The sequence below is a fragment of the Flavobacterium chungangensis genome (assembly GCF_042654045.1).
GTDB classification, from domain to species: Bacteria; Bacteroidota; Bacteroidia; order Flavobacteriales; family Flavobacteriaceae; genus Flavobacterium; species Flavobacterium chungangensis.
The window spans coordinates 1-23215 of the sequence record NZ_JBHSFY010000023.1; the positions used below are offsets into that span (position 1 = coordinate 1).

General features: G+C 33.9%; 22 protein-coding genes. 18 read left to right on the plus strand and 4 right to left on the minus strand.

From position 1 onward, the window contains the following. Window positions 1-6 precede the first annotated feature (6 nt). The gene (locus tag ACFO3N_RS23985) at window positions 7-93 is read left to right on the plus strand and encodes an IS3 family transposase (protein WP_379796460.1); all 87 of its coding nucleotides are present in this window, start codon (window positions 7-9) and stop codon (window positions 91-93) included. Window positions 94-228: 135 nt separating this feature from the next. On the opposite strand, the gene ACFO3N_RS23990 is transcribed toward ACFO3N_RS23985, so the two are convergent. Next, window positions 229-879 carry an NUDIX hydrolase gene (locus ACFO3N_RS23990; RefSeq protein ID WP_379801378.1) on the minus strand — a complete coding sequence of 217 codons (651 nt, stop codon included), beginning with the start codon at window positions 877-879 and terminating at the stop codon, window positions 229-231. Between the two features lie 7 nt (window positions 880-886). On the opposite strand from ACFO3N_RS23990, the gene pyrE reads away from it, so the two are divergent. Both pyrE and ACFO3N_RS24000 read left to right on the plus strand, forming a co-directional pair. Beyond that, window positions 887-1531 carry an orotate phosphoribosyltransferase gene (gene pyrE, locus ACFO3N_RS23995; RefSeq protein ID WP_095930841.1) on the plus strand — a complete coding sequence of 215 codons (645 nt, stop codon included), beginning with the start codon at window positions 887-889 and terminating at the stop codon, window positions 1529-1531. Between the two features lie 202 nt (window positions 1532-1733). Next, a complete protein-coding gene (locus ACFO3N_RS24000) occupies window positions 1734-2126 on the plus strand; it encodes an SRPBCC family protein (RefSeq protein ID WP_289058314.1) in 393 nt (130 codons plus the stop codon). A gap of 415 nt (window positions 2127-2541) precedes the next feature. Here the strand turns inward: ACFO3N_RS24000 and ACFO3N_RS24005 are convergent, their stop codons facing one another. After that, window positions 2542-3270 (minus strand): biotin--[acetyl-CoA-carboxylase] ligase, encoded by a 729-nt coding sequence (locus tag ACFO3N_RS24005; protein WP_379801379.1) that lies wholly within the window; start codon window positions 3268-3270, stop codon window positions 2542-2544. A 92-nt stretch (window positions 3271-3362) separates the two neighbouring features. Here ACFO3N_RS24005 and rsfS point away from each other — a divergent pair, with 92 nt between their 5' ends. The 8 genes from rsfS (at window position 3363) to ACFO3N_RS24045 (ending at window position 10113) form a co-directional block, all read left to right on the plus strand. Next, window positions 3363-3734, plus strand: a complete 372-nt coding sequence (rsfS, locus tag ACFO3N_RS24010; protein WP_095930844.1) for a ribosome silencing factor — start codon at window positions 3363-3365, stop codon at window positions 3732-3734. 15 nt (window positions 3735-3749) lie between these two features. Next, entirely contained in the window at window positions 3750-5675 is a 1926-nt protein-coding gene (ftsH, locus tag ACFO3N_RS24015; protein ID WP_250835603.1) for an ATP-dependent zinc metalloprotease FtsH, read from the plus strand. A 116-nt stretch (window positions 5676-5791) separates the two neighbouring features. Beyond that, window positions 5792-6397, plus strand: a complete 606-nt coding sequence (locus tag ACFO3N_RS24020; protein WP_095930846.1) for a lactate utilization protein B/C — start codon at window positions 5792-5794, stop codon at window positions 6395-6397. Between the two features lies 1 nt (window position 6398). Then, the gene (locus tag ACFO3N_RS24025) at window positions 6399-7289 is read left to right on the plus strand and encodes a phosphatidate cytidylyltransferase (protein ID WP_379801380.1); all 891 of its coding nucleotides are present in this window, start codon (window positions 6399-6401) and stop codon (window positions 7287-7289) included. Further along, entirely contained in the window at window positions 7279-7932 is a 654-nt protein-coding gene (locus ACFO3N_RS24030) for a phosphatidylserine decarboxylase family protein (RefSeq protein WP_320492463.1), read from the plus strand. The genes ACFO3N_RS24025 and ACFO3N_RS24030 overlap by 11 nt, the downstream gene beginning before the upstream one ends. After that, window positions 7933-8202 carry an acyl-CoA-binding protein gene (locus ACFO3N_RS24035; RefSeq protein WP_379801382.1) on the plus strand — a complete coding sequence of 90 codons (270 nt, stop codon included), beginning with the start codon at window positions 7933-7935 and terminating at the stop codon, window positions 8200-8202. A 6-nt stretch (window positions 8203-8208) separates the two neighbouring features. Further along, a complete protein-coding gene (locus ACFO3N_RS24040) occupies window positions 8209-8988 on the plus strand; it encodes a superoxide dismutase (RefSeq protein ID WP_379801383.1) in 780 nt (259 codons plus the stop codon). 66 nt (window positions 8989-9054) lie between these two features. Continuing rightward, entirely contained in the window at window positions 9055-10113 is a 1059-nt protein-coding gene (locus tag ACFO3N_RS24045) for a glycoside hydrolase family 130 protein (protein WP_379801384.1), read from the plus strand. Window positions 10114-10287: 174 nt separating this feature from the next. Here the strand turns inward: ACFO3N_RS24045 and ACFO3N_RS24050 are convergent, their stop codons facing one another. After that, entirely contained in the window at window positions 10288-12159 is a 1872-nt protein-coding gene (locus ACFO3N_RS24050) for an alpha-amylase family glycosyl hydrolase (RefSeq protein WP_379801385.1), read from the minus strand. A 284-nt stretch (window positions 12160-12443) separates the two neighbouring features. Between ACFO3N_RS24050 and ACFO3N_RS24055 the strand changes: the two genes are divergently transcribed. From ACFO3N_RS24055 to ACFO3N_RS24085, 7 genes are all read left to right on the plus strand, one after another. Continuing rightward, a complete protein-coding gene (locus ACFO3N_RS24055) occupies window positions 12444-14123 on the plus strand; it encodes an OstA-like protein (protein WP_379801386.1) in 1680 nt (559 codons plus the stop codon). Between the two features lie 284 nt (window positions 14124-14407). Beyond that, a complete protein-coding gene (locus ACFO3N_RS24060; RefSeq protein ID WP_379801387.1) occupies window positions 14408-15601 on the plus strand; it encodes an aspartate aminotransferase family protein in 1194 nt (397 codons plus the stop codon). A gap of 264 nt (window positions 15602-15865) precedes the next feature. Next, on the plus strand, window positions 15866-17260 hold the full coding sequence (locus ACFO3N_RS24065) for a tetratricopeptide repeat protein (protein ID WP_379801388.1): 1395 nt from the start codon (window positions 15866-15868) through the stop codon (window positions 17258-17260). 2 nt (window positions 17261-17262) lie between these two features. After that, the gene (locus ACFO3N_RS24070) at window positions 17263-18015 is read left to right on the plus strand and encodes a shikimate dehydrogenase family protein (RefSeq protein ID WP_095930855.1); all 753 of its coding nucleotides are present in this window, start codon (window positions 17263-17265) and stop codon (window positions 18013-18015) included. A gap of 68 nt (window positions 18016-18083) precedes the next feature. Then, window positions 18084-18830: a lipid A phosphoethanolamine transferase gene (locus ACFO3N_RS24075; protein ID WP_379801389.1), complete on the plus strand. Its 747-nt coding sequence runs from the start codon at window positions 18084-18086 to the stop codon at window positions 18828-18830. A 248-nt stretch (window positions 18831-19078) separates the two neighbouring features. After that, window positions 19079-21058, plus strand: a complete 1980-nt coding sequence (locus tag ACFO3N_RS24080) for a DUF349 domain-containing protein (RefSeq protein WP_379801390.1) — start codon at window positions 19079-19081, stop codon at window positions 21056-21058. 374 nt (window positions 21059-21432) lie between these two features. Next, a complete protein-coding gene (locus tag ACFO3N_RS24085; RefSeq protein ID WP_250835592.1) occupies window positions 21433-21852 on the plus strand; it encodes an OsmC family protein in 420 nt (139 codons plus the stop codon). 64 nt (window positions 21853-21916) lie between these two features. Here ACFO3N_RS24085 and ACFO3N_RS24090 read toward each other — a convergent pair whose 3' ends face one another. After that, window positions 21917-23185 (minus strand): tetratricopeptide repeat protein, encoded by a 1269-nt coding sequence (locus ACFO3N_RS24090; protein ID WP_379801391.1) that lies wholly within the window; start codon window positions 23183-23185, stop codon window positions 21917-21919. Window positions 23186-23215 lie beyond the last annotated feature (30 nt).

Below are 23215 nucleotides of genomic sequence, written 5' to 3' on the forward strand. Positions count from 1 at the left end.
GAGTATATTAATTATTATAATAATGACAGAATAAAACTTAATCTAAAAGCAATGAGCCCGATACAATATCGAGCTCATTATTATAAAACTTAGTTATTAATTTGTCTAAACTTTTGGGTGCAGTCTAGAACGCAAAGTTTATTGGGTCTTTTTTTTATTGGTGGCACGCCCGAATGGCTAATTATCAATTTTTTAAAATCCAAATTCCAAAAAATTCTAAATATCTATTTATTTGGAATTTGGACTTGAACGATAAGGAACAGGCGGTGCAATTTTTTCTGTTGAAACTTCTTCCTCTTCAAACAACAATTTAATGTTTTCGTATGAGTTTTTAAGTGCTTCTTTGATTTGTTCTGGGTTTAACCACGCTACTTTTTCGATTCCTTCTTCTATTTGTCCGTGTGGCGTTCCTTCAAAATCAGACTGCATTTCGAACCAATGCGTGATTTTGAGTTTGTATTTTCCGTTGCGTTTAAAGATATGATAGGTTTTTTGAAGTTTATTCGTAATACGAAGCTGGTTTACTCCTGTCTCCTCCTCTACCTCACGCATAGCCGTCGCTTCAATGTCTTCCCCTTTCTCGATTCCGCCTTTTGGCAGATCCCATTTTCCGTTTCTAAAGATAAACAAGACTTCGCCTTTCTTATTGTAGACAAAGCCTCCGCCCGCTTTATTTACCGGAATCTTGGCTTTAAGGGTTTTCATGATCTCACTTTCGTCGGGATGATATAGAATGGCTTTTTGAATTTTATTTTGAAAAATTTTTATAATAAGCTGTTCGATATCAATACTCTCCAACAAGAACAATTGGAAATCTGTTTCGCGCGAGATTTCATTTGTCAAAAAAAGTGGTTTGTCGTTTACAAAAACTTTATACATTTGTACTATGATTTTTAATAAAGATACTGCCGAAAAAACAGCCGAATTGCTTTTGCAAATAAATGCAATTAAATTGAATCCCGAAAATCCTTTTACATGGGCTTCTGGTTGGAAATCTCCTATTTATTGTGATAATAGGTTAATTCTTTCATTTCCGAGCATCAGAAACTATGTTCGTGATGAGTTTGCTAAGAACATCGAAAAACAATTTGGAAAACCTGATGTGATCGCTGGTGTTGCTACTGGAGCCATTGGAGTTGGAATTTTGGTTGCCGAAAGTTTAGGTCTTCCGTTCGTATATGTTCGTCCGGAGCCAAAAAAACACGGTAGACAAAACCAAGTGGAAGGTTTTTTACAAAAAGGACAAAATGTTGTGGTTGTCGAAGATTTAATTAGTACCGGAAAAAGCAGTTTGATGGCTGTTGAAGCTTTAAGAAGCGAAGGTGCTAACATTAAAGGTATGGCGGCTGTCTTTACTTACGGTTTTGGCGTTGCCGAAGAAAACTTCAAAGAAGCTAATGTTGATTTATTCACCTTAAGCAACTACGAAAACCTATTAGACTTAGCAGTTCAAAAACAATATATTACAGAAGATCAACAATCTACCCTTCAAGAATGGAGCGTAAGCCCATCTACTTGGGGACAAGAGTAAGATTTTAGATTTTAGATTTTAGATTTTAGATTTTAGATTTTAAAGTCGCTTTGCTCCTTTTGGAATTTGGAATTTAAAAAATTGGGATTTTATTTAAAATTTCAGCTTTGCGAACTTAAATAAAGCCAAAGTATATAAAAAAACCTTGCGCCCTTTGCGGTAAAAAAACATTTGCAGTAAAAAACAAAACAAAAAACACTATATGAACTTAGAAAGTCCAAAAGTTACAGTTCAGAAATCAGCTCAAGATTTGTTCGATCAATTGACTGATGTAAAGAATTTCGAAAAATTAATGCCAGACAATATCGCTAAATTTGAAGTGACTGGCGAAGACGCTTTTATTTTTGGATTGAAAGGAATGCCTGAAATCAAATTGAAAATGAAAGATAAAGTAGCTCCAAACAAAATTGTTTTGGGTGCTGCAAGTGATAAACTTCCGTTTACACTAACTTCAAACATTGATACTATTTCTGATTCAGAAAGTGCAGTTCAGTTATTTTTTGAAGGTGAATTCAACGCTATGATGGCAATGATGGTTAAAGGTCCAATTAGTAAGTTTATTGAAACTTTAGCAAACAATATGAACAAGCTTTAATAATGGTAAATTATTAATTGTGAATTATAAATGAAAGCCTGATTTAACGATCGGGCTTTTTTTTTGTTTCTTCTGCCACGAAGACGCTAAGACACAAAGTTTTTTTACGCAGATTTTGCTGATTTATTTCTCGCAAAGTCGCTAAATCGCAGAGTTTCTTTTTTAGCAAAGCTTCATACAGTTTGTCATTTTCACACTTTGTTTTCTGAATAAATCTGTAAAAAAACTCTGCGACTTCGCGTCTTTGCGAGATTTCACCAATACGTTAGACGCACTGCAGTGCGTCTCTACAAAAAACTTCGTAAAAAAAAACTTAGAATCTTAGCATCTCAGAACCTTAGCTCCTTAGTTAGACGCTGCAGTGCGCATCTACAAAAAACCTTTGTCACTTTGTCTCTCAGTCACTTTGCAACTCTCAATAAAGCATTTTAACTTCTTTAATCTCAAACTCTGCAACAGAATCATCTTCTAATAAAACCTGCAGTTTTCCTATTGGAGAAACGCCTTGAATGATTCCCATAAAATCTTGGTTATTATTGTCTCTAAATGCAGTTGGAATTCCTTTTTTAAATAAAAAATTAAAATAATCCTCCCAAAAAATTGGTGCTGAGGTGTTCCAAGATTGAATTTTCTCTTTTAGTTTTTCAACGATTAAGATTGCCAATTCTTCCTTGTCAAAAGTTTTTCCTGAGATTACTGCCAACGAAGAAGCATTTGGCAATTCGTCAAAATCGGTTTGATTGACATTGATTCCGATTCCGACAACTGACACGATTCTGCCATCGCTTTTTAAGGTATTTTCGATTAATATGCCAACCAACTTCTTATTATATGACAGAATGTCGTTTGGCCATTTAATACATATATTAGGAATATTTAACGATTTTAAAACCTCCGCAACCGATAGAGAAACCAAGACGCTTAAATTAAAAACTTCGTCGTTATTAAACAGGAAATCTTTCACCAAGACACTCATAGTTAAGTTCTTACCAGCTTCAGTCTTCCATAAGCCTCCAACTTGTCCCTTCCCTTTTGTCTGATTTTCAGCTGTTACCGTTGTAAAATTCTCCAGTTCATCCTGACTTGACAAAGCTTTTAAGAAGTCATTTGTAGAATCTATGGCATCGAGTTTGATTAGTTTCATTAAATAATTTAAATATCTTAATTTAATATTTTGTTAAGGTTCAAAAATAATCACAAAATTTGGTAACTTTACAAATTCATATAAAATAATTCATGGCGAAAAAGACTATTAATAATGATGTTCTACTGGCGAACATAATCAAAGGGATTGAGGAAGTAAAAGGAAATGATATCGATATTCTTGACTTAAGAGAAATAGATACAGCTGTATGCGACTATTTTGTTATTTGCAACGGTAGCTCAAACACCCAAGTTAACGCCATCGTAAACTCAATTCAAAAAATTGTATCAAAAGACTTAAAAGATAAACCTTGGCACGTAGAAGGAACAGATAATGCAGAATGGGTTCTTATGGACTATGTACACATCGTAGTACACGTTTTCCAGAAGCACATTCGCGAATATTACAACATCGAAAGCCTTTGGGGCGATGCCAAAATAACTTCAATCGAGAACAAATACTAAAGAAACTTTCATTAAATGGCTAAAGATAATAATCCAAATCCGAATAAATTTAAAATAAGTCCTTGGTTAATATATACCGCAATACTTTTAGTTTTTTTATTCATAAGTTTTGCTACAGGAGGATCAAGCCTAAGCGAACCTGCTCAATTAACATCTTCTAAGTTCAATACGCTTTTGGAAAAAGGCCAGATTGAAAAAGTAATTGTTTACAATAAAGCAGAAGCTGAGGTGTATTTAAATGCTGCGGCTCTTAAAGACCCAGCAAACAAAAAAGTAGCTGAAGATATTTTCAAACAACCAAACAAAGGCCCGCACTATACGCTGGAAATTGGTAATGATCAAATCTTTCAGACTAAATTAGAAAAAGCAGTTAATGAGGGGAAATTGAAAGATTTCAACTTCCTTCAAAAAAATAACTGGAGCGATATTTTAATCAGCTTACTTCCTATCATCATCATTGTTGGTGTATGGATCTTTATTATGCGTAAAATGTCTGGCGGAGGCGCTGGAGGTGGCGGACAGATTTTCAATATCGGAAAATCTAAAGCAAAACTTTTTGACGAAAAAACAGATATCAAAACTACGTTTAAAGATGTGGCTGGTTTAGAAGGTGCTAAAGAAGAAATTCAGGAAATTGTTGAATTCCTTAAAAACCCAGAAAAATACACCAACCTTGGAGGTAAAATTCCAAAAGGTGCTTTACTTGTAGGGCCTCCTGGAACTGGTAAAACCTTATTGGCAAAAGCTGTTGCTGGTGAAGCGCAAGTACCTTTCTTCTCTTTATCAGGTTCTGACTTCGTTGAGATGTTTGTTGGAGTTGGTGCTTCACGTGTACGTGACTTATTTAAACAAGCTAAAGAAAAATCTCCTGCTATCATTTTCATTGATGAGATCGATGCTGTTGGTAGAGCGAGAGGAAAAAGCAATATGTCTGGCGGAAACGACGAAAGAGAAAACACTTTGAACCAATTACTAACAGAAATGGATGGTTTTGGCACAAACTCTAACGTAATTGTTTTGGCAGCAACAAACAGAGCTGACGTTTTAGACAAAGCTTTAATGCGTGCAGGACGTTTTGACAGACAAATTTTTGTTGACTTACCAGACATTCGCGAAAGAGCAGAAATCTTCAAAGTACACTTAGCTCCTATCAAAAAAGTTGAAGGTCTTGATTTAGATTTCTTAGCAAAACAAACTCCAGGTTTCTCTGGTGCTGATATTGCTAATGTTTGTAACGAAGCTGCACTTATCGCTGCTCGTAACAACAAAGCGGCTGTTGACAGACAAGACTTCCTTGATGCTGTAGATAGAATTATTGGTGGTCTTGAGAAGAAAAACAAAATCATTACTCCAGACGAAAAAAGAGCAATCGCAATTCACGAAGCTGGTCACGCTACTGTAAGTTGGATGCTGGAGCATGCTGCGCCACTTATTAAAGTTACAATTGTTCCTCGTGGGCAAAGCTTAGGAGCCGCATGGTATTTACCAGAAGAAAGACAAATCGTAAGAACAGATCAAATGTTAGACGAGATGTGTGCTACTATGGGCGGTAGAGCTGCTGAAAAAGTAACTTTCGACAGAATTTCGACTGGTGCTTTAAGCGACTTAGAAAAGGTAACACGTCAAGCTCGTGCAATGGTAACTATTTACGGATTGAACGATAAAATTGGAAACGTTACCTATTACGATTCAACTGGACAAAATGAATACAACTTCTCTAAGCCGTATTCTGATGAAACTGCAAAAATTATTGACAAAGAAATTTCAGAGTTAATCGAAGGTCAATATCAAAGAGCGATTCAGATTCTAGAGGAAAACAAAGACAAGTTAAACCAACTTGCTGATATTCTGATTGAAAAAGAAGTAATCTTTAAAGATGACTTAGAAAACATATTCGGAAAACGTACTTTTGACAAAAATTTAGAAGAAGTAGTTTCATAAATAATTACGAAAAACGTAATAAATTTTTAAAATCTTAATTCAAAAGTCCCTTTTGAATTAAGATTTTTTTATCTTTGAACGTTTTCAACTAACATGTAAAGCATTTCATATAAAAAATGAATTTTTTCAAAAAAATATTTGGCTCTAGTGAAGCCGCTTCTGACGAAGAGAACGAAAGCGAATATGCAGGTTCATCTGCGCAGAACAGTCATTTATCTTTAGACGAGCAATTTATTTTCAACTTCAAAAAAAATGGAGGAAAGTTCTTGTATTGCGAAAACATGGGAGAAGTTGCTGAACAGTTTGAAAACATTTTAGAAGAAAACGACTGGTTCGAGAATGAAGTTTTATGCTATGAGCAAGGCTTATTTGGCTTACTGGAAGAAAATAAATTATTTTATATCGCTCCAACTAACCCAAAATTTTTATTGGCTAGTTGCGAAAACCTTATAGCCGATGAAGGTTCTATCTTATTTTCATCAAAACAAATTAGACAAAATAAACCAAACGAATTACCTGCAAATATTGTTATTATAGCAACCACAAGCCAAATCCTTCCAATGAAAAGCGACGGATTAAGCGCTATAAAACGAAAATACGAAAGAGACTATCCTACTAATATCACTACAATAAAATATTTCGAAAAAGCGAAAGACGAAGATTTTACACAATACGGAAGTGTTGCGAAAAACCTTTATTTACTGCTTTTAGAAGATCTTTAAGATGAACGAAACACTGAAGAGGGCCATTTCTGGTGCTGTTTATATCGCTTTATTACTAACTTCGATATTGTTTTCTACCGAAAGCTTCATTACTCTTTTTGGCGTTTTCTTAATTATCACTATATACGAGTTTTCTAATATCGTAAACTTAAACAAAGTGTTTTCTATCCTTTTTGGAACTTTAGTTTATGCTTCAATTGTTTTGGTAAGTCATTACAACAAACAGACAACCAAGTTTCTTAATGATACCTTTAACACTAACATCAGCTTAGAAACCAACATTAAACAGCTCGATTTAATTCTTCTAGCTATAACTATTGTTGTTTCAATAAAATGCATCATATTCTTATTTTACGATTCGGTTCAAAAAGTAAGCACTTCTTCAAAATATTTATACCTGCTTGGATATATTACGCTTCCTTTTGTATTTATCGTAAAAATCTCTTTTGGAACAAATGATTATAATCCGAAAATTATTATTGGTTTATTTGTTCTAATCTGGACCAACGATACTTTTGCCTATTTAGTTGGAAAATCAATGGGAAAACACAAATTATTTGAACGAGTTTCTCCTAAAAAAACAATTGAAGGTTTTCTGGGTGGTGTTGTCTTTGCTGCTTTTGCTGGTTTTTTGATTTCTAAACTCTATATTCAGCCCAAACCTGAATTTAGCAACACATCGATCTTAATCTGGACTATTATCGCATTAATTGTGAGCATTTTTGGAACTATTGGAGACTTAATAGAATCCAAATTTAAACGAATTGCAGGTATAAAAGACAGCGGTTCGATAATGCCTGGTCACGGAGGTATTCTAGATCGATTAGATAGTGTTATATTTGTAGCACCAATTATATTTTTATTTTATCAAATTTTATATTATGTTTCATAAAGAGGGAGGCCCGTCCATTTTATTAGGTACTGTATTTACTGTAGCTGTACTTTTAATTGCTGATAAATTCATTGATATTGCTTGGCTGAGAATGCTTGTGCAATTTGCAGCGCTTGTAATTTTAATTATTATTTTACAATTCTTCAGAAATCCGAAAAGAATTGCAATTAGAAACAGTGATCATATTCTTGCTCCAGTAGATGGAAAAGTGGTGGTTATTGAAGAAGTTTATGAAGGAGAATATTTTAAAGATAAACGTTTACAGGTTTCTATTTTTATGTCGCCAATCAATGTGCACGTAACACGTTACGCAATGGATGGAATCATTAAATTTAGCAAATACCACCCTGGAAAATTCCTTGTTGCTTGGCACCCAAAAGCAAGTGAAGAAAACGAAAGAACTACAGTAGTAATCGAAAATGAAACTTTCGGCGCTATTTTATACAGACAAATTGCTGGTGCATTGGCTCGTAGAATTGTAAACTACGCTAAAGAAGGAATGCAGGTTGTTCAAGGAACTGACGCTGGTTTCATTAAATTTGGATCAAGAGTCGATTTATTTTTACCTTTAGGTACACCAATCAATGTGGAATTAAACCAAAAAGCGATTGGAGGAAAAACAATTATTGCTACAAAAGCATAAATGGCTGATAAAGATTTAGATATTCGCTTCACTAAAGCCGTAGAAACCGCAATGGCAATGACTCAGGCTTCACTTCCGCAAGATGTGCAGTTAAGACTTTATGCTTTTTACAAACAGGCTACTTTTGGAACGGCTGTTTACAATCAATCTGAAAATTTTGATTTGCGAAATGCTTTTAAAACCAATGCCTGGATGCAGATAAGCCATATGTCTGTAGACGAAGCCAAAGAAAATTATATCGAAATCATCAATTCATTAACATCAAAATAAAACATTATGAAGAAAAACGTTGTTATTTTAAGCACTTTAACTTCATTTTTACTATTATTTTCTTGTAAAGAAGATAAACTGACAGAAGTAGTTGAAGTTCCTCTTCCAACAAAAGAAGAAAAAATCACTATTGGTTCGCCAAATGATGTTAAAGCTGATCCAGGCTCTTTTGAAATGACGAAACTGCCATTTAATTATGACGCTCTTGCTCCTGACATTAGAACCTTAACTTTAGAAACGCATTATTCTAAACATTACTTATCGTATACCAACGCTTTTAATAAAGAAATTGTTTCGACTGAGTTTGAAAATATGCCTCTTGAAGACATTTTAAAAAAAATGCCTCTTACGAATTTAAAACTCCGTCAAAATGCTGGAGGATATTATAATCATACGCTTTATTTTAATATTCTGACACCAAAAGAGCAGACTCCAAAAGATACGCTTGCAGGTTCTATCAATAAAGAATTTGGTTCTTTTAATAATCTGACCAATCAATTTAAAGCGCAGTCTGAAAAGCAGTTTGGTTCTGGATGGGTTTGGCTGGTTGTAGATCGATATGGTAAATTGCAAATCACCACAACCGACAACCAAGATAATCCATTAATGAAGAATGCTTTGATTCCAGGAACTCCGATTATGGGAATTGATCTTTGGGAACATGCTTATTATTTAGATTATCAAAACCGAAAAGGCAGTTATATTGACGCTTTTTACAATCATATCAATTGGGAAAAAGTAAACGAATATTACATTGAAGCACTCAAGAAGGTTAAAAAAGTATAGAAACGAAGCTGATACAATTTATGTATCAGCTTTTTTTTATACCTTTTAGGTACTTAAACGAAGATTATGAAAGACATTGCCAATCGTTTTACAGAAAACCCAATATTATCGCCATCGGATATACCACCTAGCAAAGAAGGCCTAGAAATTACCTGCCTATTGAATCCGGGCGTGTTTCGATTTCAAAACAAAATCTGGTTAGCGGTTCGTGTCGCCGAAAGACCAAAACAAATTGAAAACATTATTTCTTTTCCGATATTAACAGAAGCAGGAACCATTCAGATTATTGAAATTTTAAAAGATCATCCTGAACTTATTGCTACAGATGCACGCGTAATTAATTATCAAGGCATTGATTATTTGACCACATTATCACATATTCGATTGTTATGCAGCGAAGACGGACAACGATTTTATGAACCAGAAGATTATCCGCATTTAGTTGGCGAAGGAATATTAGAAACGTTCGGAATTGAAGATTGTCGGGTTGCTCTCATTGAAGGAAAATATTACCTCACTTTTACATCTGTTTCTCCTAGTGGTGTGGGCGTTGGCTTAAGAACCACAATCGATTGGAAAAATTTCGAAAAACATGGACTGATATTCCCTCCCCACAATAAAGACTGTGCCATTTTTGAAGAAAAAATAAACGGCTTGTTTTATGCCTTGCATCGTCCTAGCAGTGTAGATATAGGCGGAAACTACATTTGGATTGCTTCTTCTCCAGATGGAATTCATTGGGGAAATCATAAATGCATTATCAAAACCAGAAAAGATAGTTGGGACAGCAAAAGAGTTGGCGCGGGAGCCGCACCGATAAAAACAGAATTAGGCTGGCTAGAAATTTATCATGGAGCCAACGAATTTCATCAATATTCTTTAGGCGCTTTTTTATTGGATTTAGAAGATCCCACAAAAGTGATTTCGAGAACCGAAACTCCTATTATGTTTCCTAAAACAAGTTACGAACTGAGCGGTTTCTTTGGAAATGTCGTTTTCACAAACGGTCATATTCTTGATCCAGATGGCGATACACTAACTGTTTATTACGGCGCTTCGGATGAATTTGTCTGCGGTGCAACATTTTCTATTAAAGAGATTCTTTCTTTGCTTAAAAAAATTTAAAACAAAAAAATATTTAACACATAGAAACATAGATTTTAATACAAAAAAAAAAATATTAAAGAAACTAGTTTCCACACATAGACGCTATGTGTATTTAAACTAGTGAAACGCCTTTTTCAAGTTTTCTAAGCTATGTTTCTATGTGTTAAAAATTAACTCAAAAGATGAGCTAGTTTATTTTAATTCCAAAATCAAAGATTCGGAAGGCTGAACGGAAACTTTAGCCACTCCTTCTCCATTTTGCACTTTCAATACAAATGTTTTGTTTTGATACAATTGCTCTTTCAATTGATATTCTCCATCTTTTAAATTCCATTTTGAAATAAGGGATGACGGAACTTTTAAATTGAATTCATTTCCCTTCTCAGAAGAAAAATTAGCAACTACAATCAGTTTTTGATTTTCTGACCAACGTGCATAAGAATACAACAGCGCATCATAACCCTCATTATTTTGTCTATTTGCAGATTGAATCTCTTCAAAACTTCCCATCAAAGCGCTGCTTTTGATTGTAAAATTGAGCAAACGTTTATAAAAATCACGTAATTCTTTCTCTGAATTAGAAAGCTTTCCTCCGTCAAATTTACCGTCATTCATCCAGCGCTGATGATTTGGAACTCCAATATAATCAAAAATCGAGGTTCTTGATCGTTTTCCAAAACCTGCATCTTCGTTCCCTGCCTCTCCTACTTCTTGTCCAAAATAAATCATTGTTGGTGAAGTACTGATTGTTGCCGAAACCACCATTAAAGGCTTTCCTCTTTCTGGAGTCCCTGCAAATTCTGGACTTGCTAAACGCTGTTCGTCATGATTGTCAAGAAAATGAAGCATATGATGCTCGATATCTGCCATTCCGTCTTGGATTTTTGTTAATTCATCCGGTGAAGATTTTCCGCGAATAACATCTTTCAGCTTATCGTACGTCTCTACTTTATCATACAGATAATCCATTTTTCCTAAGCGAATATAATTTCGATATTCATTCGGATTGTAAACTTCAGCCAACAAAAATGCTTTTGGATTTTTCATTTTAATCGAAGAGTTCATATAACTCCAGAATTCGTAGGGAACCATTTCGGCCATATCGTAACGAAATCCGTCAACACCTTTTCCCGTCCAATATAACGCAATGTCTCTAAACTTTTTCCAAGAATCGGGAACCTCTTTGTCTTGCCAAAAAGCAAAATGTTCCTGATAGGATTTCTGATCAAAACCAGCAGGAAGTTCAGGAAAATCTTTAGTTCCATCTGGACGCACTCCGTAATTTACTTTTACCGTTTCGTACCAGTCGTTTTGATCTGGTTTAATTTTACGAGAACCGTTCCCTGTCCATTTTGCCGGATTTTCATCAAAAAAACCATCAATCATTGGATTTTTTTCTCCGTTTAAAGGAATATCTCCGTCAGGAATTTCAAAATGCTGCTGCGGAATGTAGTAAAAATTATTGTCTCGTTTATATTCCACCGTAACATCATCATCTGCTCCAAAATCCTTCACCCCTTCTGGATTTGATTTTCCTTCATATTTTCTCGCTATATGATTGGGAACAATATCAATTAATACTTTCAGATTTGCATTATGAGTACGTTTTATTAGAGCTTCAAATTCTTCTAATCGATTTTCAGGATTTACAGCCAAATCTGGATTTACATTATAATAATCTTTGACGGCATAAGGAGAACCTGCACGCCCTTTTACCACTTCTGGATCATCATTTGAAATTCCGTACGCCGTATAATCACGTACTAAAGCATGATGCGGAACTCCCGTATACCAAATGTAAGTAACCCCTAAATCTTTTATTTCATGAAGGGCTTTATCCGTAAAATCATTAAACTTTCCAACACCGTTCTCCTCAATAGTTCCCCATGGTTTGTTGGTTGTATTTTTATTTCCAAATAGGCGTGTAAATACTTGATAGACTACAACTTTTTTATCTGTTGTAGCATTTTCGTTTGCAGTACTCATTTTTAAATCTTTTGTTTTACAGGCCGAAAAAAGCACAGTTAATGTAATTCCAGCTGCAATTATTTTTTTACTTATCATATTTTTAGGCTATTCTTATCTTGTTTCTTTCGTTCCATTTCTAAAAAGAATGGAAACAATTTTCTAAAAATAGCTCATTTTTTAAAACTTCGAAAACGATTTATTTAATTTACACCGTTTTCAGCTCAAAACACAACTACTACAACGTGAGAGTTTGCTATTTTGTTGAAAAATTAAATAATGCCCAAATTCAACTTTGGACTGTTAATGACTAATTATAAATTAATGCTAATAACCGCCACAGGTTCTATCCTTTTTTATAAATTTGACAAAAATTTAATCAGTTGAAGAAATCACTCTTTTTCATATTTACTTGTCTGTCTTTTTTAAGCGTTCAATTCACTTTCGCGCAAGCAAAAAAACCTGCTCAATCTCCGAAAACAATTGTCATCGAGAATGCCGACTTTTCTGATGTGGATCAAGTTAATGTACCTGATGCGCTTTTACTTACTGGAAATGTAAAAGTGAATCATGATGGCGTTGTGCTAACTTGCAACAAAGCTTACTTTTTTCAAAAAGAAAATTATTTAAAAGCATTCGGAAATGTACAGTTAGTACAAGGAGATACTTTATTCTTGAATAGTAAATATGCTGAGTATAGCGGAAATGAAAAGAAAGCTTTTGCTACAGGAAATGCGGTTTTAACTTCTCCTGATGCCACTTTGCAAACTGATACTATTAATTTTGACAGAAATGTTCAGGAAGCATTTTACAATACAAAAGGGACAATCGTAAACAAAGACAATACTTTGGTCAGCAAATCTGGAAGGTATTATGTAAAAGAAAAGAAATTTCAGTTTTTGACTGAAGTTACGATTACTAATCCGAAATATGTGATTAAATCAAACCACTTGGATTATTACAGTAATTCTGGACATACCTATCTTCTTGGACCTTCAACTATTACAAGTAAAGCCAATTACATATATACGGAAAAAGGTTTTTATGATACGAAGAAAAACCTAGCCCATTTTTTACGAAGATCCTACATTAAGTACGATGACCGGCTTATAGAAGGCGATAGTTTGTATTATAATCGAAATATTGAATTTGCATCGGCAACGCGGAATGTAAAAATTACCGATTCGATTAACAAAGGAATTGTAAAAGGCCATTACGCAGAGCTTTACAAACTCAAAGACTCGATGTTTGTAACCAAAAGAGCTGTTGCCATCAATTTAGTTGAGAATGACTCGGTTTACATTCACGGAAAAAAATTAATGGTAACAGGAAAAGAAGGAGAACGAATTCTGCGCGCTTTTAACAATGTTCGTTTTTATAAAACAGATATGAGCGGTAAGTGCGATTCTATACACTCCGATTCTAAAAGCGCTTTGACAAAGCTTATAGGAAATCCGATTCTTTGGAATGGTGACAACCAAATTACAGGCGACGTAATGCATTTAATTGGAGATAATAAAACAAGAAAAATTGACTCTTTAAAGGTGCTAAATAATACATTCGTCCTCTCCAAGGATACGCTCGGAACAGGTTTCAATCAGGTCAAGGGAATTAATTTGTTTGGAAAATTCCGGGATGGGAAATTGCATGATGTTGATGTCATTAAAAACACCGAAGTCATTTATTATATGAGAAATGATGCCAACGAATTAATTGGTATCAATAAAAATGTCAGCAGTAAAATCAACATGATATTGGAAAATAATGCGATTGAAACCATTACTTTCTTCAATAAAGTTGATGGCGATATTTTTCCTGAAGACGAACTTCCAGAAAACGCTCGAAAACTTCGAGGAATGAAATGGAGAGGTGATGAAAGAATAAAGTCTAAAGATGATATTTTTACAGCAGAAGATAATGAACTGAATGAAAAACTGATTAAAGAAGGAAAAGAACAAGAAGAAAAAGGCAAAAACGTTCCGTTGAAAGTCAGGAAAGAAACGTTGAATTACGATAAGAAAAAACCAGCTGCAAAAGCGGAACCGAAGCCTAAAATTAAGTAGTTTTCAGTCGCAGTGACAGTTTTCAGTCGCGGTTACAGTTTACAGTGGTTTGCGGTTGTTTAACCATAAAGTTAATTTAAGTTTACCATTAAAAAGTTTTCAGTCGCAGTCACAGTTTTCAGTGCTTTGCGATTGTTTAAACCACAAAGTTAACTTAAACGTAAAGCTAAAAAACCTTAGAATCTCAGTACCTTTGCCACTTTGAACCTCAAAAAAAGATAACTTAAGCGTAAAGTTAAAAAACCTTAGAATCTTAGTATCTCAGTACCTTAGCAACTTAAAAAATGAATCCAGATTTTATAAAATACCAAGCGCAAACCTCTCCTTACCCACTCGGAATGGAAGTTTCGCATGCCATTGGCTCTTACATATACGACACAAACGATAAAAAATATTTAGATTTTGTTGCTGGAGTTTCAGCGTGTACTTTAGGACATCAGCATCCGCGAGTAAATCAGGCGATAAAAGATCAATTAGACAAATATTCGCATGTAATGGTTTACGGAGAATACTCTCAGAGTCCAGCCGTTCAATATTGCAAATTAATGGCTTCTCTGCTTCCAGAATCTTTAAACAAAACCTATTTGGTCAATTCAGGCACAGAAGCGATTGAAGGCTCTTTAAAATTGGCCAAACGAGTTACAGGACGCAGTCAACTTATTTCATGTCATAATGCTTATCATGGAAACACCATGGGGTCAATGAGCGTTATGGGATTTGAAGAAAGAAAACAAGCTTTTAGACCTTTACTTCCAGATGTTGATTTTATTACTTTCAATAACGAAGAAGATCTGCAAAAAATAACTACAAGAACGGCAGCCATTCTTTTAGAAACCATTCAAGGAGGCGCCGGTTTTATTCAGCCAGAAGATAATTTCCTTCAAAAAGTCCGTAAACGCTGTGATGAAGTTGGAGCCTTAATGATTGTAGATGAAATTCAGCCAGGTTTTGGAAGAACAGGAAAACTTTTTGGCTTCCAAAATTATGATGTTGTTCCAGATATTGTGGTTATGGGTAAAGGAATGGGCGGCGGAATGCCGGTTGGTGCTTTTACTGCTTCTGCCGAAAAAATGGATCTTTTAACAGAAAATCCAAAACTAGGACATATTACCACTTTTGGAGGTCACCCTGTCATTGCGTCAGCTTGCTTGGCTACTTTGCAAGAATTAACTGAAACAAATTTAATGGCAGAAACGTTGGAGAAGGAAAAACTCTTCAGATCGCTTTTGGTACATCCTTTGATTAAAGAAGTTAGAGGAAAAGGATTAATGCTTGCCGCTATGACAGAATCGGCAGATATTACAAACGAAGTCATTTTAACTTGTCAAGACAGAGGACTTATTTTATTCTGGCTTTTATTTGAAGGATGCGCGATACGAATTACACCTCCTTTGACTATTTCTGAAGACGAAATTAGAGAAGGTTGTGCCATTATTTTAGACGTGATGGACGAAATAATGAAGAAGAGCAATAACTAAAATACAAAACTATTTGGAGCGCTGTTTTAATAAAACTGACAGAAATTAAAGCTCCATTTCTATTTCAAAAAAGTCTTCCGATACCAATAAAAAAATGACAAAACCGAAGCTAATCCCTTTACAACAAAGGAGATTTCTTCCCAAAATAGAATAAAAAACGCCATATATTGTTAATTAAATTGTTCAAAACAATTAATTTCTTATCCTTACAGCGATTATATGGTTGCCTAAATTTATAACAGGCTAATTTCAAATATACGAAGTATGCAATTAAGCAACGAAGAAGAAGATTATAACCTATCCCTATCCAAATTTGAGTCGATGTTAAAAACTAACAAAGTGCTCTTTTTTGATTCTGAAGAATTTGAGGAAATTATTCTTCATTATTTAGACATAGGTAAGGCTAATTTAGCAAAAAAGGCCTTAAAACTTGCATTAGACCAGCACCCGAAATCTACAGGCTTAAAGTTAGTACAAGTAGAAATGCTGGTTTATGATGACAAACTCGACATTGCTGAAAAGCTTTTGAATGAGTTATACGCAATTGAACCCAACAACGAGGAAATCTATATCCAGAAAGCCAATATCTGCTCGAAAAGAGATCAGCACGAAAAAGCGGTTGAACTGTTAAAAATCGCGCTTCAATACACTGATGATTACGCTGATGTGTACAATTTGATCGGAATGGAATATCTTTTTATGGATAACCTTGAGCTTGCAAAGGACAGTTTTATCAAATGTCTTGAAGAAGACTTAGAAGATCAATCTGCTCTCTATAACGTAGTGTATTGCTTTGAGTTTTTAGACCAAAATCAAGAAGCTATTGTTTATCTAAACGATTACATCAACAGAAACCCTTACAGCGAAATCGCTTGGCATCAGCTTGGACGCCTTCATTATGGCATAAAAGAATATGAAGCGGCGATACGTGCATTTGATTATGCAACTCTGATTGATGATGAATTTTTAGGCGCTTTTATGGAGAAAGCAAAAGCTTACGAGCGTCTAAAAAAATACAATGAAGCAATAGAAAGTTATAACAGAACCATCGAATTGGACGATGCGACTTCATATGCCCTTCTTCGAATTGGAAAATGTTATGAAAAACTTGGAAACTTAGCGAAAGCAATCCAATATTATAACCAAACCGTTCATGAAGATCCACTTTTAGACAAAGGTTGGATTGCGATTACAGATTTTCATCTTCGCCAGAAAAACTATCAAAAAGCATTATTTTTTGTGAATAAAGCTTTAGCGATTGACAATCAGAATCGTTTGTACTGGAAAAGATATGCGACAATCAACAAACAAATGAATTTCTTTGAAGAAGCCGAATTCGGTTTTAGAAAAGCGGTTGAATTTGGAGATTATGCATTAGACACTTGGTTGTACTGGGTTGATATTCTTCAGTTTTTAGGAGAATTTGAAACGGCTATTCAAACTTTATTGCAAGCTTCAGAATATTTCCCGGAAGAAAACGAAATCGAATATCGTTTGGCTGGATTGTATTTTATGATTCAAGATAACACAAAAGCGAAATTCCACTTAAGCAATGGCTTACGTCTAAATTTTGATAATTATATCTTAATTGAAGACTTATTCCCAGTTGTTTGGGCAAAAAAAACAGTAAAAAATTATATAGAAAAACATCGTAAATAAGAATGGTTGATATTTTATTAAGAAGACGTTTTGGATTATTAGGACGCAACATAAGCTACTCTTTTTCAAAAGGTTATTTTACAGAAAAATTTAATAATGAAGTTTTTGCTGGCAACAGCTATGAGAATTTTGACATTTCTGAGATTAATTACTTCACAGAATTAATTAAAAACAATCCTGATTTAAAGGGTTTAAATGTTACTATTCCGTACAAAGAACAAGTTATTCCATTCTTAGATAAACTATCAAAAAAAGCTACTTTAATTGGCGCTGTTAATACCATTAAATTCACTAAAAACGGCAAATTAAAAGGATACAATACCGATTATTACGGATTCAAAAAGTCTCTTAAGCCATTATTAGAACCGCATCATAAAAAAGCGCTTATTTTAGGAACAGGAGGCGCTTCTAAAGGTGTAGCTTTTGCTTTGGACGAATTGGATATTCCGTACACTTTTGTTTCTCGAGAAGCAAAAGAAAACATCATTGACTATGATTTGATCAATGCTACTACTTTTGACAATTTTCAAATTATAATCAACTGTACGCCAGTTGGAACAAGCCCAAATATTGAAGCTTGTCCGAATTTGCCATACGAGTATTTCACAGAAAAACACATTGCTTACGATTTAATCTATAATCCAGCAGAAACCACTTTCTTAAGAAAAGCAAAAGAAATGGGCGCTGTCATTAAAAATGGTCACGATATGCTTATTTTTCAAGCTGAAAAAGCATGGAAAATCTGGAATAAATAAAATAAGTATCAAAAAATAAAATGTTAATGTATTTTTCGTACTTTTAATCCACTAACTAACAAGTGGTTATGAAGAAAATACAATTACTTAGCATTTTATTTTTTTTATTACACAACCTACTTTCAGCTCAAAACGCAGACACTATACAAAGTCCGTTATCTGAGCCTCGCTATCATTATTTTCTTAAAACAATTTTGTTTTATAATGAGTATTTAGATACCGAAAAAGGATCTTTTAACACAACTCAAGTTCGTTTTCTACTGCCAATTGGCAATAAAGCCTGGAATCTGCGTTTTGATCTTCCTTTGGTTTCTACTAATACGACTTCAACCAACAAGACGGCCATTGGCGATGTTGGAGGCGGAATCAGTTTTATTCCTTACTTAAGAAATAACAACGGTATTGCGGTAAGAACCCGAGTTTATTCTAACACAGCCGAAGATCCAAATTTTGGAACCGGAAAATGGGTTGTCATGCCCGCTATGGTTTACGGAAGATACTTCAATCAAAAAAAGTTTCTGCTACTGACTACGGTTGAATATCAGCAGAGTTTTGCTGGAAATAGTGATCGTTCCGACATTAGCACTGCACTTTTAGAAAATCTGTTGATGCATTTTTTTGGGAAAAACTGGATTTCTGGAGATGTAGCACTTCGATACAATACTGTTATTGAAGGCTTTCAAAATAACGCTTTTATTGAATTTGGACGAAAAATTACACCTTCAAATCTTGTTTACATACACCCGAGCGCTGGTTTCGGCCCTAACAGAACCTATAATTGGGGAATGGAAGTTGGAGTATTGATTCTTTTTTAATTTAAAAGAATGCAAAATAAGTCCTAAAAAATTAGATTATTGAAAGTCTATTTTATTTAAAATGCCAATTTTGAATTTATATATCCTTCAGCAATTCGCTAAAAACAGATTCAACATACTAGAAAACTTTCAGAAAGAATAGGAATTTCATCGTAAAATACCGTATAAACAAGTGATTTATTTTGTATTTAGAAACACCTTTACTATCTTTCGCATTGTTAAAAATAAAAACCTTATACATTTTAAAGATGTTAGAAGAAAAGAATGATAACCTGCATGAAGCAGACGGAAAATCTGGAATCGAAATAAATGATTCTGTAGCAAATGATGCAATCGAAACATCAGATTCTGAAAATTTGACCAAAGATTTGGTCTCAGAAACTGAAAATGAAGTAGAAAAACAAGAAAATGATCATCAAGAAGCATTAGATGTCATTACAAGTTCAAATGCTGCTGAAAGTGAGGACGAAACTTTAAAAGATCGTCATGACATTCCTATGCAGGATTACAACACTTTCTCACTTGACGCTCTTGTTGATGAACTTAAAAAGCTGGTTAATATAGACAAAGTAATGTCTGTAAAAGATCATATTGAAGAAATCAAAAAAGCTTTTTTACTACAGTATCACCATCTTATAGAGGAGAAAAAAGAAGAATTTTTAGCTTCTAATCCAGATCCTAATGAAGAATTTGAATATCATCTTCCTTTAAAATCAAAATTTGACGAATATTATAATGTTTTTAGAGATAAAAGAAATGCTCATTTTAAACATTTACAAACCAATCTAAAAAGCAATTTAGAGAATCGTTTGGCTATTGTTGAAGAATTAAAGGAATTGATCAATCCGCAAGAAAACATCAAAGACACTCTTAAGCATTTTAATGAATTAAGAGAAAGATGGAAAAATGCTGGAGCGATTCCAAAAGACAAATACAATCACGTTTGGAACAATTACCATTTTCATGTAGAAAACTTCTACGATTATCTACACTTAGATCGCGAGGCTAGAGATTTAGATTTTAAACATAATTTAGAACTAAAACAAAAGATTATAGCGCGCGTTGAAGAATTGGTAAATGATACCGATGTAAGCAAATCTTTCCGCGAATTACAGGATTTGCACAGAATCTGGAAGGAAGAAATCGGACCCGTTTCTAAAGAGCACCGTGATGCCATCTGGAATCAATTTAGCGAATTGACTAAAAAAATACACGATAAAAGAGAACTTTTATTTGAAAGCCAAAGAGCAAACGAGCAAAAAAATCTTGAAACCAAAAAAGAAATTATTGCTAAAATTGAAGTGCTTGGAAGCGAAAAAGTAAATTCTCATTCGCAATGGCTTATTCAGATTCAGAAAGTAGAAGAGTTAAGAAACGAGTTTTTTGCTGCAGGAAAAGTACCTTCTGAGGTAAATGAAGAAACTTGGGCAGCATTTAAAACAGCTGTTCGAAATTTCAACGCTTTCAAAAATTCTTTTTATAAGGATATCAAAAAAGACCAAAACCATAATTTAAATAAAAAACTGGCTCTTGTTGCAAAAGCTAAAGAATTACAGGAAAGCACTGATTTCTCTGCTACAACTCCTGTAATGAAACAGATCCAGGAAGAATGGAAACAAATTGGCCATGTTCCTAAAAAATATTCCGATAAAATCTGGAAAGAATTTAAGGATGCCTGCAACCATTATTTTGACAAATTAAAAGAGCATAAATCAGAAGAAAACAGTGAAGAAGTTGCCGCTTTTGACAACAAAAAAGCATACTTAGACACTTTAAGATCTTTCCAATTGACTGGAGATCACAAAACAGATTTAGATGCCATAAAAGCACATATTGAAACTTGGAAAGGATTTGGAAAAGTTCCTTTCTCTAGAAGACATATCGAAGGGAAGTTCAATAAAATCTTAGATGCCCTTTTTGAAAAATTAAGTTTGAGCAAAAAAGAATCTGAAATGATGCGTTTTGCAAATCGTATTGATTCTTTATCTGACAGCAACGACACGCGCAAATTAGACAATGAAAAAATCTTTATTATGCGTAAAATTGAGGAAGTTCAAAATGAAATTTTCCAACTAGAAAACAACATTCAGTTCTTTGCCAATACTAAAAATGCTAAAAAAGAGAATTCAATAGTTACAGAAGTTCGTAAAAACATTGCCATTCACAAAGAAAGCCTTGACGTTTGGAAAGATAAATTGAAACAATTAAGGAACTTGGGGCAAGAATAAGCGCTAGAAATTCCAATTTTTTAAATTCCAAATTCCAATTAACAATGCTTAATTGGATTTTGGTTTTTTTTTTATAATTTAAAAAAGATGCAATGACAATCATTGTGTCTTTTTTTTATGATGTAAAACTTTGTCAAAGTTTCAAACTTTGACAAAGATTATAAAACCTCGAACAAACTTAAAAACTTTGCGTGCTTTGCGTAAACATTGCGCACTTTGCGGTTAAAACTCACTACAGCCTAAAACCCAAAACTTAACAATCTCATTAAATTTCATAAAACTATTCTGCAAAATATTGATTATATTTGAGTTACCACTATTAACTGGTAATTAAACAAATAACATTTAATACTAATTTTTTAAATAAGGAGAATATGAAATTTACAAGAAAAGCACACGCCAACTGGCAAGGAACCGGTATGGAAGGAAAAGGAACAATAAGCACGCAAAGCACCACTTTAGATAATGCACAACTGTCTTTTAAAACAAGATTTGCTGATGGCGTTGGTACAAATCCAGAAGAATTGGTTGCTGCAGCCCATTCAGGCTGTTTTACAATGCAATTAAGTTTTTTATTGAATGAAGCAGGCTTTACAGCCGATGATTTAACTACAGAAGCGACAGTAACTTTTGAAGATGGATCAATTACTTTAATTCATTTAGATTTAAAAGGTAAAGTTCCTTCAATCTCTGCAGAAGAATTTACAGCAACTGCAAACAAAGCAAAAGAAATCTGTCCGATTTCAAAACTATTAAATACCACCATTACTTTATCTGCTGAATTAATCAGCTAAAAAGCATAAAAAAAACCATTCACCGCGGTGAATGGTTTTTTTTTATATTTTAAAAAGCTTGTAATTACATTTTTGCTTTCAAAGCTTTAGCTTCTGCAGTCATTTCAAGAGCGTTGTAAACTCCTAATAATGTTTTAGAAACATCCTCGTTTTTAGGATCTAATTCGTTTGCTTTTTTAAGGTAAGGAATAACTCCTTTGAAAACAGCCTCTCTTTGTGCTTTTAAAACATCGTAACGTTTCATGTCTTTAGCAGAAGTACCTAATTTATTCATCTCGTCGATGATTGGTTTTTCAGCTTCTAATTTTAAAGCAGCAAGATTCAAGTAAGCATTTGTATACTCAGGATTGATTTCAATTGCTTTTAAGTAATATTTCTCTGCGTCAGCAGTGTTTTTAGCTCCAGAGCTAATTACTCCTAAATTGAATACTAAATCAGCATTTTTTGGATCTTTTTCTAAAGCTTCACCAACTAATTTTTTGTATGTCTCGTAATCTTTACTTTCTAAGTATAAATTTGCTTCCGTTAGAATTAAAGAAGAATCTTCTGGGTTTGCTTTTCTAGCATCAGAGATTGCTTTTTTAGCATCTTCAGTACGTCCTTTTTGAACTAAAATTAAGGCTAAGTTTTTGTAGATTTCACCTCTTTTAGAAGGAATAGCCTCTGTTTTAGGTTTTTCGTGAGTTCCTAATTTAATAGCTAAATCTCTTTCTTTAGCATTAGCAAAGTTATCTTCGCTTCCGTTAGCTTTGTTTACAGCTAAGTACAAAGTTCCTTTTCCAGAAAAGTTTAATTTTTTCAACTCTTCATACATTGGTAAAGCAAGATCATAATCTTGTGAATTCACAGCTGTAGAAGCCGCATAATACAAGTTGATTGTATCTTTCTTGTCTAACTCATATGCTTCATACAATTTCTTTGCACCTTCAGCATGTTTGTTTACTTGCGTGTCAGCAATTGCAGAATTAATTAACAATCCTTTAATGTTAGTAATTGACGCTGCTGCTTGTGTAGAATATTTTTGTTTTCCTGAAGCTTTTTCTACATCAATTAATTTCTTGTAGCTATCTGCTGCTGCTAATAAGTTTTTACCTTCTTCAACCTTTTTGTTTGCAAGGTCAAGAAAAGCATTTCCTTGAACGAAATAGTATTGTGCTTGTTCTGTATCTTTAGCATTTGCAATTAAGTTCTCTGCATCTTTCAATTGAGCAATAGCGCCTTGCGCGTCTCCGCCTTTTAATGCCTTTTCAGCATTCTTAATTTGATCTTTCTGAGCAAACGTAGCTACAGAGATCAGTAATGCTGATGCAAGTATTACATATTTACTTTTCATAATGGTATTTGTTTGTATTTAATTTTCTGT

What these genes read in the sequence shown, in the direction of transcription:
- ACFO3N_RS23990 (WP_379801378.1), bottom strand. Translation starts at nt 879, where the DNA reads ATGTATAAAGTTTTTGTAAACGACAAACCACTTTTTTTGACAAATGAA.
- pyrE (WP_095930841.1), top strand. Translation starts at nt 887, where the DNA reads ATGATTTTTAATAAAGATACTGCCGAAAAAACAGCCGAATTGCTTTTG.
- ACFO3N_RS24000 (WP_289058314.1), top strand. Translation starts at nt 1,734, where the DNA reads ATGAACTTAGAAAGTCCAAAAGTTACAGTTCAGAAATCAGCTCAAGAT.
- ACFO3N_RS24005 (WP_379801379.1), bottom strand. Translation starts at nt 3,270, where the DNA reads ATGAAACTAATCAAACTCGATGCCATAGATTCTACAAATGACTTCTTA.
- rsfS (WP_095930844.1), top strand. Translation starts at nt 3,363, where the DNA reads ATGGCGAAAAAGACTATTAATAATGATGTTCTACTGGCGAACATAATC.
- ftsH (WP_250835603.1), top strand. Translation starts at nt 3,750, where the DNA reads ATGGCTAAAGATAATAATCCAAATCCGAATAAATTTAAAATAAGTCCT.
- ACFO3N_RS24020 (WP_095930846.1), top strand. Translation starts at nt 5,792, where the DNA reads ATGAATTTTTTCAAAAAAATATTTGGCTCTAGTGAAGCCGCTTCTGAC.
- ACFO3N_RS24025 (WP_379801380.1), top strand. Translation starts at nt 6,399, where the DNA reads ATGAACGAAACACTGAAGAGGGCCATTTCTGGTGCTGTTTATATCGCT.
- ACFO3N_RS24030 (WP_320492463.1), top strand. Translation starts at nt 7,279, where the DNA reads ATGTTTCATAAAGAGGGAGGCCCGTCCATTTTATTAGGTACTGTATTT.
- ACFO3N_RS24035 (WP_379801382.1), top strand. Translation starts at nt 7,933, where the DNA reads ATGGCTGATAAAGATTTAGATATTCGCTTCACTAAAGCCGTAGAAACC.
- ACFO3N_RS24040 (WP_379801383.1), top strand. Translation starts at nt 8,209, where the DNA reads ATGAAGAAAAACGTTGTTATTTTAAGCACTTTAACTTCATTTTTACTA.
- ACFO3N_RS24045 (WP_379801384.1), top strand. Translation starts at nt 9,055, where the DNA reads ATGAAAGACATTGCCAATCGTTTTACAGAAAACCCAATATTATCGCCA.
- ACFO3N_RS24050 (WP_379801385.1), bottom strand. Translation starts at nt 12,159, where the DNA reads ATGATAAGTAAAAAAATAATTGCAGCTGGAATTACATTAACTGTGCTT.
- ACFO3N_RS24060 (WP_379801387.1), top strand. Translation starts at nt 14,408, where the DNA reads ATGAATCCAGATTTTATAAAATACCAAGCGCAAACCTCTCCTTACCCA.
- ACFO3N_RS24065 (WP_379801388.1), top strand. Translation starts at nt 15,866, where the DNA reads ATGCAATTAAGCAACGAAGAAGAAGATTATAACCTATCCCTATCCAAA.
- ACFO3N_RS24070 (WP_095930855.1), top strand. Translation starts at nt 17,263, where the DNA reads ATGGTTGATATTTTATTAAGAAGACGTTTTGGATTATTAGGACGCAAC.
- ACFO3N_RS24075 (WP_379801389.1), top strand. Translation starts at nt 18,084, where the DNA reads ATGAAGAAAATACAATTACTTAGCATTTTATTTTTTTTATTACACAAC.
- ACFO3N_RS24080 (WP_379801390.1), top strand. Translation starts at nt 19,079, where the DNA reads ATGTTAGAAGAAAAGAATGATAACCTGCATGAAGCAGACGGAAAATCT.
- ACFO3N_RS24085 (WP_250835592.1), top strand. Translation starts at nt 21,433, where the DNA reads ATGAAATTTACAAGAAAAGCACACGCCAACTGGCAAGGAACCGGTATG.
- ACFO3N_RS24090 (WP_379801391.1), bottom strand. Translation starts at nt 23,185, where the DNA reads ATGAAAAGTAAATATGTAATACTTGCATCAGCATTACTGATCTCTGTA.